Source organism: Ornithinibacillus caprae (genome assembly GCF_009728145.1).
Taxonomy (GTDB): Bacteria; Bacillota; Bacilli; order Bacillales; family Amphibacillaceae; genus Ornithinibacillus; species Ornithinibacillus caprae.
Window position 1 is genome coordinate 44,935 of record NZ_WOCA01000018.1, and the last position, 19,486, is coordinate 64,420.

Here is a 19,486-nt window from a genome sequence, read left to right on the forward strand (position 1 = left end):
AAATCACATAAAGTGAAGTTTCAATCAATGGGGTATTTGTTCTTCCTCCTGATTGTTACATGAACGAATCGGACATTTACTGGCTGTTCCCCCACCTAACCCCCTTTGTATTTTTCATTGAAGTGGGGGGTACAGCCGGTTATATGCGGGATAGACTATGGATAATATATATTTGAAGAGATTGGAGGGTTCTTACGAGAAAAGATGGTGGCAAAACTACTGGTAGTATTTTAGGTATTATTACCTCTTGTATTTTCCTCTTAACTGCACTTCTACAGCTTATGGAAGCTTACTTAAATGCCATGAAAAGACTTGTGTTTTAAAACAAGTCTTTTTACGTTTTCTTTACGAGACTTGCCATTTAACTTATGGTACAGTGAATGTAAGATAAGCAGTTAAAAAAGTCAGGAGAGAAAAATATTGAAATTAATTGCAACTGATTTAGATGGTACGTTATTAAATGAAAGAGGCAATGTTAGTGAAGAAAATGCTGAAGCTATTCGTAAGGCTTTAAGCCAAGGGATTCAAGTAATAGTCGCTACGGGTAGATCCTATGATGCAGCCAATCAACCGCTTCAAGAAGTAGGATTAACATTACCGATCATTTCTTTAAATGGAGCTAAAACATATTCACAAGATCAAACCGTATTACGTGATAAACCAATGCAACTTTCTGTCTGCAAAAGAATTCAATCAATTTGTGAAAAAGAAGATATGTATTTCGAAGTATTTACTAACAAAGGAATCTACTCTATTAGTCGAGATGACTTCAAGCAAGTTATCATCGATATTATGATTACAGCACATCCGAATATTTCTAGGGAGGAATTACATGTCGCAGTTGATCAACGTTTCCAAGATGAAAAAGTTCAATTTACCAACGACTTTGATCATTTATTCAACGACCTAGATTTAAGTGTCTACAAAATACTTGCTTTCTCACTTTCTGATGAAGTATTACAACGTGTGCGTAATCAGTTCGAAGAAGATTCAAATGTAAAAATCACGTCATCGGGAAGTATTAATCTGGAATTTAATGATCCTCAAGCCCAAAAAGGAATTGCATTATCCTTATTTGCTAAATCCATGAGCATTGATATGAAGGATGTGATGGCTTTAGGTGATAATTACAATGATTTAAGTATGTTAACACTGGCAGGCCGTGGGGTTGCAATGGGAAATGCAGATGAAGCAATTAAAAAGCAATGCGATTTTACAACTAAAGTAAACAATGAGCATGGTGTTGCACATGCGATTGAAGAGATGTTAAAAGAAGTTAATGTCTAAGTTACGAAACGATGATTCGAGTAATCCTAAAACTAGGGAGCCGGGGAGTTTGATGGCTTCCTAGACTTTTAGGATTAGGAATAGCCTGGGGATAGACCATTCCGGGTATTTGGGGGTCTTGGGGATTCTTTAAGTAACTTAGAGGAAAGGTTAAGGAGTATCTAAGATGATGTTTTTAGGATGAAATAGATCGGTTGGAAGACAACTCAGCAATACGACAATTAGTAGCTGCAATTATTTCAAGTAATTGAACTATTGTTTTTTCATGTTGCTCAACTCTTCTCTTTAGTTCATCCATAGCCAATTTCTCCGCTTCATTCATAGCCAGTCCTCCTTTATTGTTACTCCTATTTACTTATATCACGTCTAGGTCCATAATACTAGTTGATACTTTTTCAATTTTTCAACCAATTTCGACATAGATATTCGCTAAATATTCAATTTATCATTATAATTATCTTTAAAATCAAATAATTATGGCTTTTTTTACGTTAAACTAATTAAAATTATAATCGTTCATCAAATTTCGACACTAGGTATATATATAGATATCATAGTTATTGAACGTGATAATATCATCCTGCTACCAGAAATTTTTTTACCCTTGTTCATTTCCATAAAAGTATTCCAGGTATGACCACACGAAAATAGAGAAGCAAATGATTTACTAATTGCTTCTCTAAAAGGATTTCTATATAAATCTTCACCGAATCCATAGCTATTTACACACGAAACATTTGCTATAATTACTTGGAAACATGCTCCGTATAATCCGCTAATAATCTTGCTCCAAACCCTGTTGCCGCTTTAGAATAATAGCCTTTCTCCTGTCCCATCATGACACCTGCCATATCGACATGCAGCCATTTGCAATTTTCTGGGACGAAACGACGAAGGAAGAGACTCGCTGTAATAGATCCTGCTTCTGCCTTTGAACTAGTATTACTAAAATCAGCATAATCACTATTTAAATAAGCATCATAAGCATCCACTAACGGCATTGGCCAATTGTAATCACCATTCACGTCACCAAGCTTCTTCATTTCTTGAGCTAGTTCTTCATTTCCAAATACACCAGCTAGTTTCGTTCCGAGTGCATTTAAGATCGCTCCAGTTAGAGTAGCGATATCAACAACATACTCTGCACCAATTTCACCCGCACGAATTAAACCATCTGCTAAAATGAGGCGACCTTCCGCATCCGTATTTCCAACCTGTACCGTCGAACCATTTTTATAGTGAATTACTTCCCCTGGAAGCACAGCATTGCTATCTGGCATGTTTTCAACCATTGGAATTAGTGCAACGACATTAACTTTTGCACCTGATGAAGCCAATAATTTCATGGCACCAGACACCGCTGCTGCACCACCCATATCCATGCGCATACTACTTATATCTTTTCCCTTTTTCAAACTAATTCCACCAGTATCAAATGTTACTCCTTTTCCGACAAGGGCAACAAGAGGCTTAGAACCATCGCCACAGTACGTTAATTCAACAAATGACGGATCATAATTACTTCCCCGACAAACTGTTAATACTCCGTTCATTTCCATATCTTCAATAGCTGCTTTATCTAAAACATTAACAGCGACATCCGTTCCTTCAAATTCATCCGTTAAAATTTGTGGGAATGTTTCTGGATTTAAAGTGCTAGGGATTTCATTCATTAGATCTCTTGAAAAAGAAGTGGCTTCTGCACGTAGAATCCCTAATTGAACAAATGTAGAATAATCTTCTTGATCGATTACCTCTAGCTCCGTTTTATGCTTGTTAGGATTTGTTTTATAGGGAAGAAATTTATAATTTCCTAGATTCCATCCCTCAACAAACGCTGTAGCAACAGCTCCACTTTCTAAATTAGAAAACATAGCTGTAAGCTTGTTCATTGCTATTGTTGCTTTCTCAACTTGTTGCTTGCTTAGCTCTTTTGCAATTGAGCCAGCTGTCATCCTTATATTTTCATAAGTGAAAGTCTTTTTTTCCTTTAATACGACGATTAATTCACCAGCTGTATAAGTTATAACAAAAGCTGGTGCGGTATTTTCTACATATTCTTTCAATTGATCGTCTACTTCATTTACAGAGATTATGTTTGCTCGTTTGATCATTAAATTCTCCCCCTTTATTCGTATTATAGTTATTTCGATACTCGAAAGAAAATATCCTGCTTGTCTATGAAAAAAATATGTATATCGCTATTGCTAAGTTAATATACTCTTAAAGTGACTATAAGGGAGGTATCTTCATCATGCCGAAGGGAAGACATCAAATAAAACTACAGATTCCTATTTGGAGTGTATGGGATTTTGTGAGTGATATGGATAAGTGGGCACCACTTGTTCCGGGGTATATAAAACATGAGATACTTAGTGATAAACGTTCGACTTGGAAATTTAAAGGAGACATTGGCATTATGCAGAAAACCGTTCACCTGCAGGTCGATATTACTGAATGGGAAGCTCCATCAAAAGTTACCTTTGTTTTAACTGGCCTTAATGAAAACGTCAAAGGAGATGGCTCTTTTGTTGCTCAATCCATTGATGATATGGAAACAAATATGACTAGTAATCTTGACATAACTGCCAAAGGGATGATGGGTCCTATGGTAAACAAGGTGCTCAAAACGATGGTACCAAAGATGACGAAAAATCTAACAGAAAATGTTGCGTCTAAAATTGAAGAAACAGAAAATCACAGATACCGTGCAACCTCCTATAGTAGATAAAGTGAACCTTAAATCAGTTGGATATTCTTCATCCCCACAAATGTTAGCACTTTAATAGTATGACCTTAAGGACCTTGAACAAGATAGAACTTTTACTGACAGTTGATCCCAACCTAAATCGAATTTTTAAGGTAGGGGGTCTTACTGTCTGTTACATGCGGGTTAAAGTGGTATTTCAAACAGTGAACCACTGTTTGATTCATCTTTTACGTATTAGTGGTATCACCGCTAGTTACACTTGGGATAATTTTAGCTATTTTGTAAATTTTCCATCTTCCTTCTTATAGCTTATTTTTTCTTGCATATCCTCTATGAATCTTGTATAGTGATAAGTAATTTAATAGTAGACCTTATCAGATCGGTGAGGTAGAGGTGCAATTAATATAAGTAATCAACAGGAGAATGACACCTATGATTGTTGATGAAAGGATTAGTTGCCGAAGCGTAATAAGCTGTCAATCTTATTATTGCTGGGATGTCTTCTGAAAAAGAAGCATACTGTCATGCTATTACAAAAGCATGGAGGACTACTGATCGAAATGGAGGATAACGGATATTGTAAAGAAACAATGATATGTTATTTTCTATCATTGTTTTTTTATGTTTAAAAACAGGATGAACTTGGCCACTTCATTCCTCAACATCCCCTCTTTTCAGTTACTCTCTATGCACATCTAACTTAAAAAAGCGTAAGTGCCCATTTAGCGACGTACCACTACGCCTGCTCAAAGCAGGTGGTTCAATGTTTGTTGTTCGACTATTGTCGAACTGTTATCGTACGAAGGTAAGATAAGTCGTACTAGTCGTTAGGTGCTGAAGCTGGACAATATTTTATAGAAAAGGATGAGCATCATGAGTACAAATAAAACTCAGGAAAAGAAAAAATTTGAATTTCCCCACGGATTTGTCATTTTATTTAGTTTTATTGTTTTAGTAGCAATTCTTACGTATTTTATTCCAGCTGGTGAATATGAACGCACTACTACAGAAGATGGTAGAGAAGTCGTAGTAGATGGAACATACCAAACCGTTGAATCAAATCCAGCTGGCTTTTTCGATATTTTCCAATCGATCCATATCGGTATGGTTGATGCAGCCGGCATTATATTTTTCATCTTCATTGTTGGTGGTGCATTTGGTATTCTTCGTGCAACCAATACACTAGAAGGAGCATTTGGCTCTTTATCTAAAAGACTAGCAGGAAAAGAATTACTAATGATTCCAGCAATTATGCTATTCTTCGCCATAGCTGGTGGTACATTTGGAATGGCCGAAGAGGCAATACCTTTTGTTCTTATTCTAGTGCCACTTGCTATTATGATGGGATTTGACTCTATTACTGGTACAGCAATCGTTATTGTAGGTGTTTATGTTGGATTTGGTTCCGCATTTATGAATCCATTTACTGTTGGGGTTGCTCAAGGAATTGCTGGTCTTCCTACATTCTCTGGTATGGGAGTAAGATTTATCTTTTGGTTCATTTTTGTTGCAGTATCTATTATCTATGTAATGATGTATGCAAGAAAAATAAAAAAAGACCCAACAAAGAGTATTATGTATAAAGAAGATTTACAACGCAAAATTGATCCAGAAGTAATGAATCAACAGTCATTAACAAAAAGACAAGCAGTCATTCTTGGAGTTCTTGTTCTAACGATTATTGGATTAGCACTTGGTGTAATTTTACAAGGATGGTATATTACAGAGATTGCAGCATTATTCCTTGTTATGGGGGTTGTTGTAGGTATTATTGGTAAGCTTAAAGTCAATCAAATTGCCGAAGCATTTGTAAAAGGCTGTGAAGAATTGGTTACCGGTGCCTTAATCGTAGGTTTTGCTTATGCTATTCTAACAATCTTACAGGATTCTAATACAATTGATACTATTTTATATGGCGTATCCAGTGTTGTATCTGGACTTCCATCAAGTTTTTCAGCTATAGGAATGCTATTAACACAAAGTATGCTAAATGTTATTGTTCCTTCTGGAAGCGGACAAGCAGCACTAAGTATGCCTATTATGGTACCATTAAGTGACCTACTTGGCGTTGACAGACAAACCGCAGTACTTGCCTTTCAGTACGGAGACGGAATTACAAATATGATTGCACCAACAGCAGCCGTCCTATTAGCAGGACTAGCAATCGCAAAAATCTCATGGATTAAATGGGTAAAATGGATATGGCCACTTATCCTAATCCAACACATCATAGCAATCATCTATGTAACCATCGCACACCTATTTATTTGGTAATTTGTCGGTGCCTGTCACTTGTCGATTTTTGTCGTTTTAGTTTGATAGTCAACAGGAGGATGTAGTAGTTATGTTAGAGAATCTTTTTAATAGACTTCAGGAAATTTATCCAGAGTTAGTTGATATACGTCGGGATCTTCATATGTATCCTGAGCTATCACATCATGAAGTAAACACACCTAAGAAAATAGCTGAATATCTTACTAACCTTGGAATAGATGTTCAAACAGGTGTCGGCCGAAGAGGTGTAGTCGGAACACTAGTTGGAGGAAAACCAGGAAAGACTGTAGCTTTAAGAGCTGATTTTGATGCACTCCCAATTCAAGAAGAAACAGATGTACCATTTAAATCTAAGGTTCCTGGTGTTATGCATGCTTGTGGACATGATCTGCACACTGCAACATTGCTAGGGGTTGCAAAGGTTTTGAGTGAAGTAAAAGATCAAATACCTGGCACCATTAAATTTATCCATCAATTTGCAGAAGAAGCTACTCCCGGTGGAGCACAACCTATGATTGAGGATGGCTGTTTGGAGGGTGTAGACATTATTTACGGTGCGCATGTTATGTCCACTGAACCACTAGGAACAGTGAGTGTAAAAGAAGGATATTTTTCTTCGGCACAGGATGATTTTAATATTGTTATAAGAGGAAAAGGTGGACATGGTTCCGAGCCACATTTAACTATCGATCCATTAGTAACAGGTAGTCAATTAGTTGTTAACCTACAACAGCTTGTAAGCAGACGGGTTAGCCCTCAGCATCCAGCAGTTGTTACAGTTGGTTCCTTCCATAGTGGGGAAATAAATAACATTATTCCGGACACTGCAACGATAAAAGGAACGGTAAGAACCTATAGTGAAGAAGCACGCTCCATTATTGAGGAAGCTATGGAGCAACTTACAAGAACTACTTGTGAAGGTGCTGGAGCCGATTTCGATTATGAATATGTCAGAGACTGTCCATCTATATGGAATGACCCGACCGAAACGAATCGAGTTGCTAATGTTGCTACATCTCTATTTGGAGCAGAGAATGTAAAACAAAACGAGCCAATGAACGGTAGTGAAGATTTTGCTTTCTATCAAAAAGAAATACCTGGAGTTTACTTTATTGTTGGTGGCGGAAACCCAGAAATAAATGCAACGTACCCACACCATCATCCTAAATTTAATATTGATGAACGTTCCATTGTTGATATAGGAAAAATGTTTATCAGCACGGTGTTTGATTATCTCGGAGAAAATTAAAAAAACGACCTATGTACTGCCACAGTGCAGCATAGGTCGTTTTTATTTACTGTTTCATTTCCCACTCATGAATCTCATAACCTCTAGCACCTTGAACGACATACGGATCGTTTTTAGCAAGCTCTTCCGCTTTTTCCATGCTATCAGCCATATAAATAATGAGTCCACCAGCACCATCAGTAAATCTCCCCTTGGCAAAAACAGCACCTTCCTCTGCCTTTTTCGCCAAGTAGTCTAAGTGATCTTGTCGATAAGTCTTACTTTTTTCCTCGTCCTTCATTGGTAAAAATACGGCAAAATATTTCATGTTTTCCTCCCTATTAACTTCATGTATTTATAATAGATATTCTAACAAGCTCTAAATGGTAACGACGATCATCAACATAAAGATAATCATTAAATAGTATACGGAATACTTAAACATCCGATATGCCCATGTCAGATCATCCTTCGTATAAAATCCACTAATAGCTAAAATCAGCCATCCACCGCTCACGAATGTAGCTAAAATAACAAATAACGTACCGAGTGACATTAACAAAAACGGAATTGGAACTAATAACGCAATATATAACACTGTTTGGCGTTTAGTTACTTGAAATCCTTTTACAACAGGTAGCATGGCGACTCCTGCCGCTTTGTATTCTTCATATTTTCGAATAGCAATGACATACGTATGTGGCATTTGAAAAATGAACAAAATTAAAAATAAAACAATCGGTACAATATGATTCGCCGACTCGATAGCTGCCCAGCCAATTAACGGGGTTACCGCTCCAGATACACTACCTATTAGCGTATTAAACGTATACCTACGCTTGGACCACATCGTATATAAAAACACATATGTTATCCAACCAATAAGCGCGTATATCGTAGCTTCTATACTCGTAAATAGCAATAAAACAGTACCTACAACACTAAGAGAAACACCTAATAAAAGGACCGTCCGTAACGATAAGGTTCCAGTAACTGTAGGTCTTCTCTTCGTTCGTTCCATCACCGTATCAATATCTACGTCATACCAGTTATTGATTGCCAAAGCACCAGCCATAATACAAGTGCTTCCCAAAAGAGTTAACACTAATAGATCCCAGTGTTCTACAAATGATAAATGATTAAAATGAAGTGCTAATAAAAAACCGGTTAATACAGGCAGTACGTTGGCAACTAAAACTCCTGCTTTAAATAATGATTTTAGTTCAGAAATCATACTGGGGTCTTGATGTTCATTTCTATCATTAACCTTCCGATTTCTCGTGGAAGGAGTTTTCTTCACACCATTCACCTCTAGTCGTTTATTAATATCGTTTACTAATAATTAAGTTTAACACGAAATAATTAACTTCTCTATTAGGTTTACTAGCTAAAATGTGATATTTTTTTATCATTTGCTAATACTAAGGAAAAGTTTAGAGGCTTAACGCTAGTCCGTGGAAAGCGAAGTGTATTTTCGGAGCGGAGTACACGCTCCAACCATCATTTCATGTGCTGAACAATTTTCATCAAATGCAAATAGAGGTTTTTCAAAAGTTGTATATTTTAAAGGAAGGGTGTTTTCCACAATGAAACATGCAAAAACATTAGGAATAAAATTAGTCGTAAATATTATCGTCGTTTACTCGATCTTTGGTATATTTGGCAATGCTTCCTTAATTAATTTATTTTGGATTAGTTTACTTGTAACAGGAATCGCTTATTTGATTGGTGACCTTGTTATCCTTCCAAGATATGGGAATGCGATAGCAACTTTAGCAGACTTTCCACTGGCCTTTTTATCCTTGTGGATACTTGGAAGCCTATTATTAGCCGTTGGCACACCAATTGTAACTACGTCTTTATTTGCAGCATTTTTTATTAGTGTTGCGGAACCATTAATACATGCATATCTTGAAAGTCATGATACAGCGACGAAAAGTAATAGACCACCCATTCCAACCAGATTACAAACGGAATTTGCTGAAGAGACAGATGCACAAGATATCATGAAGAAAAAGAAGAAAAAGAAAGACGATGATAGTAATTTTACAGGTTATTATTAAGGCAAATGTAAAGGGAAAAGGAGTTGATCCTTTTCCCATTTTTAATCCCGGTGTTTTTCACTATGAATAATTTCTTCCAAAAAGGTTTCTGATTTGGTGTGATCGTGAATATCACAGTAATAGACAACCGTTTTTATACGATGCGAGATATGGCATGTTCGTTTGTGCCGAATGAAATTTTTCCAATATGTATATTCGTGCGTACCGACCTCAATTATTTCATAGTCGGTACTATATTCTTTCCAGTTATGCTTTGTTTCAGCAGTATCTACATTTAATTTTTCCGCTGCAGCAGCTTCTGTAACATCTACATTTAATGGTAAAAATGCCAGAAGTAGTGCTAGACCAGTCGCTAGAATTCCTCTTTTCAACTTGATCACCACATTCTTTTTGGGATTTAATACCTAACACTACATTACTTTTTCCTGAAAAACATTAAAATATACATTTGGGCTAAGTATATCCAAATTAAAAGGGATCACCTCATATAAGATGATCCCTTAAAAATTTATCCCATATAACGTGCAGTAAGACCCCCACACTTCAAACCTACGAGGAGAAACCAAGGAGGTTAAGTGGGGGATCAACTGCCCGTAAATGTCCGATTCGTTCATCTAACAATCAGTGGAGGAAGAAGAAAAGCCCCACTGATTGAAGATTCCTTTATCTAGACTTACCAGCCTTTGCTTTTACAGTAACTAGCATTGGCTCACTTCGAACGGTTGCATCTTCTCTAACAACCTCTGCAAACAATTCATAGGTACCTTCGTCCAAATTAAGTTTTGTGGTAAATACTCCACTTGGATTTGTTGTCACTTCAGCAATTTGTTGGCCATCAGTCATAATCCGAAGAGTTGTATTTGGATCTGCTTTACCACCAACAACGATTTGTCCATTACCACGGAATTCATCCTCATCCTTTTTCCATTGCGGCTGACTTGGTAACTCTGTTTCTGCATCTTTCGCCCATTCAACTGCTTGAACAAATAGTTGTGTTCCTTCCTCAGTCCAACCTCGATTCGGACCAACCATATTATTTACTTCAAAAGCTGACAATAACAGGTGTACATGGTCGTTACTTCGGAATGAGTATGCAATGGAATCGCCTTTTTCTTCCGAATCAACCTTTACGTTTCCAATAATTTTTCCTTGATAATCCTTGAATGTAGCATACGGACTTTTCTCTGCTAATACCTGAATTGATTCTGTGTCAAACCCTGCAAAAATTGGATGATCAAGATCACCGGAGATCATTACGTCTCCTTCATTGTAGCCTTGTTGGTCCATACTTGGATTACCTAACGTTTCACCAAGTAATCGAATTGAACCATCTGTACCCCAGGTATCTAAGAACACAAGGCTTGTTTGATGTTCATCACTAGCTTGCACCAATGCTTCCATGTCCTCAACCGTTCCCTTACTGGAGTTAACGATAATAATATCGTAAAGGTTCGTATGATCAATAACACTCCAGTCTGTTTCCTCAGCAGCTAAATTATTTTCCTGTAATAACGAACTTAATTCCCCTTTATAATCACCTAGAACAGCTATGTTATAGGAGCTAATCGTGACATTTAATTCTGTGTTCTGACCATTTTCTATCGTAACCGTCTCAACTACTGGATGATATCCTTCTTTATTAAAGGTAACCTCATATGTTCCCTCTAATAGCTCGGCAATTTGATAGTTTCCATCCTCGTCCGTCACAGAAGTGAATTCCATGCCGGTTTCTACTTCTTCAGCAGTTATAGAAACATCTTGTAATCCCTCACCAGAAGATTGTTCCATCACCTGTCCATATAACGTCATTTGTTCCGATTCTTCTAATGTAAAGTTCAATTCTACTACATCGCCGACATTTTCGACCATTACTGTCTCCTGAACTGGCTCATAACCAATAGCTTGAACCGATACCATATGTTCTCCAATTCCCACACCAATAGTATATCTTCCTTGGTCATTCGTCTGAACAGAAATATTGGCTTCTTCAATCATAACAGTTGCTCCAGCTATTGGATCTCCTTCCGCTGTCTGAACCACACCATTGATTTCTCCAAGAGATGCATTTAGTGCCCAGTCAATTGCATTGATATAAATTGTACGAGCATCTTCTGTCCATCTATTTTCAGGGCTTCCATAAGAACTTGATGCAAGGCTTCCTAATAAAACATGGACATGGTTGCTGGACCTGAAATCATATGCTAAACCAGAACCGATGCGACCTTCCTCAGGATGCGTAATATCTGCAATCGTTGTACCACTATAGTTTTCAAATACAGCATATTGTTGATTTGCTCCTTCATTTACTAATACATCAATTGTATCATCAACACTATACCCTCTAAAGATAGGGTGTTCTTCCAATACTCTATATTCAATAACATTTGGTACAAAACCAGTCGAAGTTGACTCAGGATCTCCATAGTAATCACGTAAATGGTTGATTGATCCTGCCCCAAATTGATTAGCAAATATCATGCTAACCTGAGCATCGTCGGCAGCATCAATTAGTTCCGTAAAGTCTGTTTCACTCATACTAAATGCAGAATCATTAAAGATAACTAGCGCAAAATCGGCAATATTTTCTTTTACTAATCCATGTTCGTCTCGATCAAATGGAGTAATTTCATACCCATTTTCTTCTAAGAATGGGATAAGACGATTATGATTCAGTGAAGATCCGATCAATGCAATGGCTTCGGAATCCTGTAAAGATACATGTACGCTTGTTGTCTCATTCGCTTCAATCGTTACATCCAATGATTGCGGCTGATAACCTGCTGCTGTTACACGAACCTCATAGCTACCTTCTGGAATTGCTAATGTAAACATACCTTCTGAATCGGTCTCGGCTAACAAAGGAGTTCCAAGTACTTCTACAGTAGCACCTTCGATTAAATCTCCACTAGCATTTGCTCGAATTTCTCCAGTTAGTTCTCCAATATTTTCTGATTGAAGAACGAAGCCCTCTTCTACTACTTCTCCATTCGTAACTGTCACTTCAAAACTATCGGATTGATGACCAAAGGCATCAATTTGAAGCGTATACGTTCCTTCAGGTAGACCTAAGAAGAAATTTCCTTCTCGGTCCGTCATTACTGAATGTCCTGTTTCTTCTACAGTCACTTCAGCTTGAATGGATTGCTCACGTTCGTTTGTCACCTGACCTCTTATTTCCCCAGCAAAGCTTTCATTATTTTCAATTGCCCACAAGATCGCATTATTAATGATTCTTTCACGATTTTCATCAAAATGAGCATCCTCTGGGTGGAAGCCATATCCAATTGTCATACCACCAAGTAAGATTTCTACACTTCCTGTGGTACGTCCTTTAAATCCGACCATATAACCGTCTTCTTCGACACCTTCTTTATCATAATCAGCAAGGATCGTTCCTGTATACTCATCAAAACCGTAGTAATATCCGGAATTAGCTGTGTATTCAAAGGTTTCATCTACACCTTCAAAGATTGGGTGATCTTCTAAAATTTGTGCAGTTAATGTACCTGAACCACTTCCACGATATTCAACTCCAGGATCTCCAAGATAATCAATTAGGTAACGGATACTTCCACGACCACCATGTTGTCCTGTCCAGATAACCGATGTTTCGGATTCATCTAACGCTTCAACAAAATCTCTAAATGTGTCTTCATCTGGGATTAAACTATTATTATAGTCAGAGTTAGCAAATACAACATCTACTTCATCCAACATTTCTAAGTCATCATAGAACATGGAAACCGTATGATAACCACGATTCTCTAAATATTCAGCTAACGTCGTAGCAGAAGAAGACTGGGCATCCACGATTATTCCTACCGTTGGGGATGGCCTTAAATTAATATCTAGTGATTTAGTTTCACTTGGTTCAATTTCAACCGTAAGATTTTCCTGTAAGAAATCATCCTTTGTAATAACCACTTCATATGTTCCTGGTTCTAGTACATCGATTCGGTAATAGCCCTGTGCATCTGTCGTTGCTTCCCTAGGATAGCCAATAACGTCAATATGCACATCTTCTACCGCATCCATTAACGCACTATTGGTGACAAATCCTTCAAGTGCTCCTACATTACTTTTTTCTTTCATATTAACTATCAATGGTTCAATGGATTCGTTCACTTGAATTTCAAACGTTTCTGTATCATAACCATATGCAGTGATTGTAACAATCGCTTTACCGTCAGGAGATGCAATACTAAAGTCTGCATCCTCTTTCGTTGTATATTCTGTCAATGTTGTTCCGTTCACTTCAACTGTTACTTCTGCATCAAGCGCCTGACCATTCTCATCAGTAACTGAACCACTAATTACATTAAATTGTTCATATGCAGCCCAAATGACTGCATCCACAAACATATGAAGCCCTGCTTCTGTGTAATCCTCGCCAGTATGAGCTAAGGCGATACTATGACCACTCATTAACAGCTCAAGACTGTCTCCTGTTCTAGGTTTATACGCTACCCCTAAACCATGTGAATCATTATTTTCCTCATGTTTAATATCCGCAAGCGGAAAACCTGAATACTCATCAAATGCAGTCACTCGGCTTCCATTTTGATAGAGAATATTTACCGATTCTCCAGGTTCATGATCACCAAAAATCGGATGACTTTCATGGACCACATACTGAGCTGCACTTGAACGAACATTAATTCTTTCTCTTAAAGCAGGATCTTCTCGCAAGCTATTTAGATGTTGAATTCCACCACCACTAAAGTACGTATCGCCATAAATAACACTGACACCATGTTCATCAGCAGCTTGTTCAAATGCATTAAAGTTTGTTTCGTTTATGCTACTACCATTATTAAAATAAACCACATCATAGTTTTCAATTTCATCTGCTAGCGTAGAAATGGATGTATAATTTGTAGTTGAAATATTAACCCCAGACAAAATCCATTCTAGGTTATCTGAGCTATACGTCCTATCACCTAATATAGCAACACTCGGTGCTGGCGTAAGCTCTTGATTTACCTCTAATGATGCACCAGTAACCTCAAATGTGTCAGTTGCAAGCACATAATTTTCATGGTTAAACGAAATGGTATACGTATCAGCAGCTAAATCCGTAAATTCATAGTATCCATTACTAGACGTAGTTGCTTCAACTATAACCTCGCCATCAGCATTAGCCAGAACGACAGTTACATCTCCAATTGGGCTTGCTGAATTTGAATCTGTTACTAATCCTGTCAACTGCCCTTCATGTGACGCAACTAATTCAATCGTTTCTGAACGCACTTCACCATGTACAAATTCAACCTCAATAACTTGGGTTTCATATCCAGACAAGCGAACTTCTACCTCGAATACTCCTTCATCGTGATAAATGGAAAATTGACCATTCCCATCTGTATTAGCATGAACACCTGTTTCAAGCACCTCAACTCTAGCTTCAATCGGGTTACCTTGTTCATCTACCACCTGTCCATCTAGTTGCCCAAAGGTTGAATCCTCAATCAGATAGGAAACACCGTTAAGTAGAATTTCATGTTGATCTGGCAGCCAATTCTGAGTTGGAGAGTTCCAGGATGCAACTGCATGTGTTGCAAGCAAAAGATGTGCACTATCATCAGAAACTGGTTTATATGCAACTCCTGTACCAACTTCACCTAATCGGCCACTTCCTAAGGTTGCTAGACTTCGACCAGAATACCCATTAAACCAAGTGGCTTTTCCACTATTCATTAAGGTTACTCGATCACCAACAGATTTATCTCCAAAAATAGGATGCTCTTGTTCAATGATTAGGGATATTCTTGTATCCGTATGATCACTTTGTAATGTTCTTGGATCCCCATAAATCTCTGATATATCTTCAATGGAACCATAGTTTGGCCCCCATGTATCAGCAAATACTACGCTGACACCTTGAGCCTTCGCTTCTTCTAGTAATGCATCCATATCCGCTTCATCTGGTGTCCAACCTCCAGAAGTATACGCACCATTTAAATAAACAACTTCGTAATTTGATAGTTCCCCTACAATTGTATCCCATTCACTTTCTTCCGCTGGGATTCCATTTTGATTTAATAGATTACTTACCGTAGAATCATAGTCATTCAATACAGCAACATCAATCGGATCTAATCCAAGATTTACTTCTGTCATTTGACCAGCAACTACTTCTACGGTTTCCTTCGTATCTACATATCCACTAGCCTGGAGAACTAATTGATAAGTCCCCTCAAAGACCTCAGCAAATGTAAAGACACCTTCTTCATTAGTAGTTGCCTCAAGGCCTGAATCTTGAATGACGACAGTTACATCGGAAACTGCTTCACCGGAACGATTGTCTACAATTTGACCTGACAGCTGACCTTCCTGAACGACATCTAACGAATAGGTTTTGTTATGAACATATCCAGATTGAAACTCCATTGTTTCATGGACTTGCTCTAATCCATATTTACCGATAGTAACATCATATTCTCCTGGTAAAACAACCAGTTCAAACTTACCTTCTTCATCAGCTTCTGCTTTTAAGTCTGTTCCTTGAACTCGCGCAATCCCAGATACGGGGTTTCCTTGTGTGTCTTCAATTATTCCCGAAAGGACACCTGGAGAGGAGAATGTTTTAACCCCTGTCTGCGTTGCAACCACAATTTGTCCTGCCATAATAGCTGGTGTTGATGAACTGGAAGCATCTAACGTCCATTGGCCACGAATTTGACCACTAAATACATCTATTGCCTTTAACGCCCCTGTACTGTCAACCATAAACAACATACCATTACTTGAAACTGCTCCATTATTAACAGAAGTTGTTACATATCTATTCTCCCAAATTAATTCACCTGTTTGACGATCGAATCCTTTTAAGGATGGATTGGATGCGGAGCTAACAACAACTACATCATCATAAACAACTGGTGATGCAGCTTGCGTATCCCCAATTCCTGATGCACTCCATACTTCTTCACCACTATTTGCATCAATTGCCCATAACGAACCATTATTTCCAAAATCCGTACTAAAAGCATAGATAGTATCTCCAACAACAGCTGGATGAGATGCAAATCCTCCTCTAGAAATTTCAAATGTCCATTGCTCACTTCCATCTTGCTTGGATAATGCATACAACGTACTTCCTTCGACACTACCTAAAATTAATTGATCCCCAGCTAAAGCTGCACCAAAATAACTATCACTATTAATAGAAGTTGTCCAAATAGTGTCTCCTGTTTCTGCATCCAAAGCACTGACTACGGTCTCATCATCCGTGCTTGATGTTAAATAAAGTGATCCATTTTCATATAATGGCGTTTCATAGATAGGTAGATTGCCAGTAGTAGTTTCCCATACTACTACACCACTATCTATATTCAGTGCATACACTCTTCCATTTTGACCACCAGTAACAAACACCATATCCCCATTTATAGTAGGAGTTGATCGGTTAAGACTTCCTGTACGAAAGGTCCATTTTTCCTCACCATTTTCTAAATCAAACGCCTGCACGTTTCCTTGGTCAGTTGTAACGACAACTGTATCTTCATTTACTGCTGGAGAAGAAAATACAACATTTCCACTTACACCTGCACTCCATGTTTCCTCTAATAACGCTAACGAAATGTCCTCTTCCGAAACCGCATTTCTACTATTGTTATTATTAGCTGTCTGCCAATTAGAGTCGAAAGAAAGCTGACTATCTTCGACTTGAATATCTACATTAACATGTTCATTAACTAAAACTTGTTCACCAAAGCTAGTTATACCTTTTCCAGTTACAACTAGCTGGTACTCTCCCTCAGGAACACCTTGAATAGAAAAAGTTCCACGTTCATCGGTACGAACTGCCTCCAATGGTGTATCTTGTACCTGCACATAAGCAAAAGCAACTGGTGTACCATCTGCTTTAGTTATCGTACCTTCTATATTAAATTGATCAGCCGCAATTAATTGCCAATCGACTTCCAAGATTTCATCTTTAGCAATGGTTACTGTCCATTCACCAGTATGGTAGCCAAAAGCTTCTACAGTAACATCATGAGTTCCTTCTCTTAATTTAAATGCAAACGAACCGTCTTCAGCCACTTCCATATCCAAATTCTCTTCTTCAATAATTACTCGAGCTGGAATCGGGTCTCCATTTTCATCGGTAACCGTTCCAATCACCTCACCGGCATAGCCCGCTTCTGTTACAGCTTGATAAGCATTAATAATCCCATGTCCATACAAATCATTAGGTAAATCACCCATATGCATCTCACTACGTGCAGTTTGTTGTAGCAACTCTCTCATTTCTTCAATACTTAAATCTGGGTTAGCTTGTAAAATAAGTGCAATGACACCGGTAGCATGTGGGGCAGCCATAGAAGTACCACTTATTGTATGATAACCATTTCCTGGCCAAGCAGAATAAATTTCATGTCCAGGAGCAGAAACTTCAGGCTTTAGATAACGCTCCCCATCCCAAAATACTGGTCCACGACTAGAAAAACTAGCGATTTGGTCATTAATATCCGTTGCACCAATTGCTAATGATTCTGGGAAACTAGCAGGAGATCCAATTGTCTGTGATCCCGGCCCATCATTTCCAGCAGCAAATAAAGGAATAATCCCTGCTGCAACCCATGCTTGGACACCTTCATAAAAATTTGTGTTATACGTATTAGAATTTCCCCATGAGTTATTTACAACGTGTGGAGCATTTGCTGGGTCTCCACCGGGAGCTAAAAACCATTGAAACGCTTGGTGAATACCAGACTCACTAGCATAACCACGGTCATCAAAAATCTTGGCTGCAATCCACTCTGCACCTGGTGCAACACCGATTGGCTCACCATCACCACCACCAACTGCTGTTCCAGCTACATGTGTACCATGGCCATTACCATCGTGCGGAGTACCATATCCATTTCCTGAAAAATCTGCCCAAGAAGATGTATGATTCCCATCACGTCCTCGGTAATTATGGGATAAAGCCTCATGAGTACCTTCTACTCCAGTATCCATAATTCCAACAACGATTCCTTCTCCATCAACTCCATATTGCCCCCACACATCTGGAGCATTTACTTTTTCTAATCCCCACTCTGGTAAACGAGGAGAAGAATCCTCAACTGTAACTTCTGGAACCTCGTATATTTCTTCACGTAAGATTTTTTCTACATCATCTCGCTCAGAAATTACTTTTAACGCTTCCTCTGTCACATTAGCTGCTACCCCATTAATTATCCATAATGGCTGCACATTTTCTACTTGCTTTTTCTTTGATAAATCATCTAATTGTTTTAATAGATTGGTCTGCGATTTTTCAGCAACATTTTGCAAATGACTTTGAACTTTTATAATCCGTTCCGTTCGATTCGAAGCTTGTTCTGCTTCACGGAATAAACTCACTTGATCAGAGTCATCCTTCATATGGATAATCACATCGACCGTTTCTTCTTCCTCAAATGCAGCAAAGAGACCTTTCTCAACCTTACCTTCTAGTTTTTCCTCGGTTTGCTGCGATTCTTTCTCAGAGGCTTGTCCACTTTTTTCTAGTCCTTCTACTAATCTTGGTAATCCATCCTCTTTTGAAAAGGTAACTTGATCGTCCCCATTTTGCTTTTCTTCATTGGTTGTCACTTGTTCTTCTAATATCTTTTCTAGCTCCAGATCTTCTTCTAGCGTATTAAGATCTAAATCTACTTTTTCTTCTGCAAGTGCTATCTGAGGTGTGAATAACGAAAGCATTAATAAGAAAATCATCAAAATAGATACATACCTTTGATGCTTACCCTTATGAATTCGCATCCCATCTTCCTCTCCCAAATATTCAGATTTTTAATAATTTATGTAATATTATCATTTGTTACTCTCGTTCTCAATATCTCTAAAGCTAATTAGGCTTATGAAACTAGTTAAAACAGGTAATTGGTATTGCTTCTAAAAGTAGGTTCTATAGAATACAGTTATTTTTTCATA

Annotated in this window: 11 protein-coding genes and 1 riboswitch; of the genes, 5 read left to right on the forward strand and 6 right to left on the reverse strand. The window is 37.9% G+C overall.

Features of this window, described 5'->3' with window-relative positions; genetic code table 11:
- The first annotated feature begins 420 nt into the window (after positions 1 to 420).
- The gene (locus GMD78_RS17695) at positions 421 to 1,287 is read left to right on the forward strand and encodes a Cof-type HAD-IIB family hydrolase (RefSeq protein ID WP_155670750.1); all 867 of its coding nucleotides are present in this window, start codon (positions 421 to 423) and stop codon (positions 1,285 to 1,287) included.
- Between the two features lie 175 nt (positions 1,288 to 1,462).
- On the opposite strand, the gene GMD78_RS17700 is transcribed toward GMD78_RS17695, so the two are convergent.
- Positions 1,463 to 1,609 (reverse strand): hypothetical protein, encoded by a 147-nt coding sequence (locus GMD78_RS17700; RefSeq protein WP_155670753.1) that lies wholly within the window; start codon positions 1,607 to 1,609, stop codon positions 1,463 to 1,465.
- 424 nt (positions 1,610 to 2,033) lie between these two features.
- Complete coding sequence (locus GMD78_RS17705; protein WP_155670755.1) at positions 2,034 to 3,401, reverse strand: leucyl aminopeptidase family protein; 1,368 nt, start codon at positions 3,399 to 3,401, stop codon at positions 2,034 to 2,036.
- Positions 3,402 to 3,541: 140 nt separating this feature from the next.
- Between GMD78_RS17705 and GMD78_RS17710 the strand changes: the two genes are divergently transcribed.
- The 3 genes from GMD78_RS17710 (at position 3,542) to GMD78_RS17720 (ending at position 7,520) form a co-directional block, all read left to right on the forward strand.
- Entirely contained in the window at positions 3,542 to 4,018 is a 477-nt protein-coding gene (locus GMD78_RS17710; RefSeq protein WP_155670757.1) for an SRPBCC family protein, read from the forward strand.
- 359 nt (positions 4,019 to 4,377) lie between these two features.
- Positions 4,378 to 4,556: riboswitch (Lysine riboswitch) on the forward strand.
- A gap of 314 nt (positions 4,557 to 4,870) precedes the next feature.
- Complete coding sequence (locus GMD78_RS17715) at positions 4,871 to 6,271, forward strand: YfcC family protein (RefSeq protein WP_155670759.1); 1,401 nt, start codon at positions 4,871 to 4,873, stop codon at positions 6,269 to 6,271.
- A gap of 70 nt (positions 6,272 to 6,341) precedes the next feature.
- Entirely contained in the window at positions 6,342 to 7,520 is a 1,179-nt protein-coding gene (locus GMD78_RS17720; protein ID WP_155670761.1) for a M20 metallopeptidase family protein, read from the forward strand.
- 46 nt (positions 7,521 to 7,566) lie between these two features.
- On the opposite strand, the gene GMD78_RS17725 is transcribed toward GMD78_RS17720, so the two are convergent.
- Together GMD78_RS17725 and cyoE are read right to left on the reverse strand one after the other, a co-directional pair.
- Positions 7,567 to 7,827: a YciI family protein gene (locus tag GMD78_RS17725; protein WP_155670763.1), complete on the reverse strand. Its 261-nt coding sequence runs from the start codon at positions 7,825 to 7,827 to the stop codon at positions 7,567 to 7,569.
- Between the two features lie 51 nt (positions 7,828 to 7,878).
- Entirely contained in the window at positions 7,879 to 8,799 is a 921-nt protein-coding gene (gene cyoE, locus GMD78_RS17730; RefSeq protein WP_343042423.1) for a heme o synthase, read from the reverse strand.
- Between the two features lie 286 nt (positions 8,800 to 9,085).
- Here cyoE and GMD78_RS17735 point away from each other — a divergent pair, with 286 nt between their 5' ends.
- The gene (locus tag GMD78_RS17735) at positions 9,086 to 9,562 is read left to right on the forward strand and encodes a YndM family protein (RefSeq protein ID WP_155670766.1); all 477 of its coding nucleotides are present in this window, start codon (positions 9,086 to 9,088) and stop codon (positions 9,560 to 9,562) included.
- Positions 9,563 to 9,603: 41 nt separating this feature from the next.
- Here the strand turns inward: GMD78_RS17735 and GMD78_RS17740 are convergent, their stop codons facing one another.
- Both GMD78_RS17740 and GMD78_RS17745 read right to left on the reverse strand, forming a co-directional pair.
- Complete coding sequence (locus tag GMD78_RS17740) at positions 9,604 to 9,933, reverse strand: hypothetical protein (RefSeq protein ID WP_246187694.1); 330 nt, start codon at positions 9,931 to 9,933, stop codon at positions 9,604 to 9,606.
- A 292-nt stretch (positions 9,934 to 10,225) separates the two neighbouring features.
- Entirely contained in the window at positions 10,226 to 19,315 is a 9,090-nt protein-coding gene (locus tag GMD78_RS17745) for a carboxypeptidase regulatory-like domain-containing protein (protein ID WP_155670768.1), read from the reverse strand.
- Positions 19,316 to 19,486: the final 171 nt, after the last annotated feature.

Excerpts from the sequence above, each read along its gene's own strand:
- GMD78_RS17720 (WP_155670761.1), top strand. The coding sequence starts at position 6,342 with ATGTTAGAGAATCTTTTTAATAGACTTCAGGAAATTTATCCAGAGTTA.
- GMD78_RS17710 (WP_155670757.1), top strand. The coding sequence starts at position 3,542 with ATGCCGAAGGGAAGACATCAAATAAAACTACAGATTCCTATTTGGAGT.
- GMD78_RS17705 (WP_155670755.1), bottom strand. The coding sequence starts at position 3,401 with ATGATCAAACGAGCAAACATAATCTCTGTAAATGAAGTAGACGATCAA.
- GMD78_RS17700 (WP_155670753.1), bottom strand. The coding sequence starts at position 1,609 with ATGAATGAAGCGGAGAAATTGGCTATGGATGAACTAAAGAGAAGAGTT.
- GMD78_RS17735 (WP_155670766.1), top strand. The coding sequence starts at position 9,086 with ATGAAACATGCAAAAACATTAGGAATAAAATTAGTCGTAAATATTATC.
- GMD78_RS17745 (WP_155670768.1), bottom strand. The coding sequence starts at position 19,315 with ATGCGAATTCATAAGGGTAAGCATCAAAGGTATGTATCTATTTTGATG.
- GMD78_RS17715 (WP_155670759.1), top strand. The coding sequence starts at position 4,871 with ATGAGTACAAATAAAACTCAGGAAAAGAAAAAATTTGAATTTCCCCAC.
- GMD78_RS17725 (WP_155670763.1), bottom strand. The coding sequence starts at position 7,827 with ATGAAATATTTTGCCGTATTTTTACCAATGAAGGACGAGGAAAAAAGT.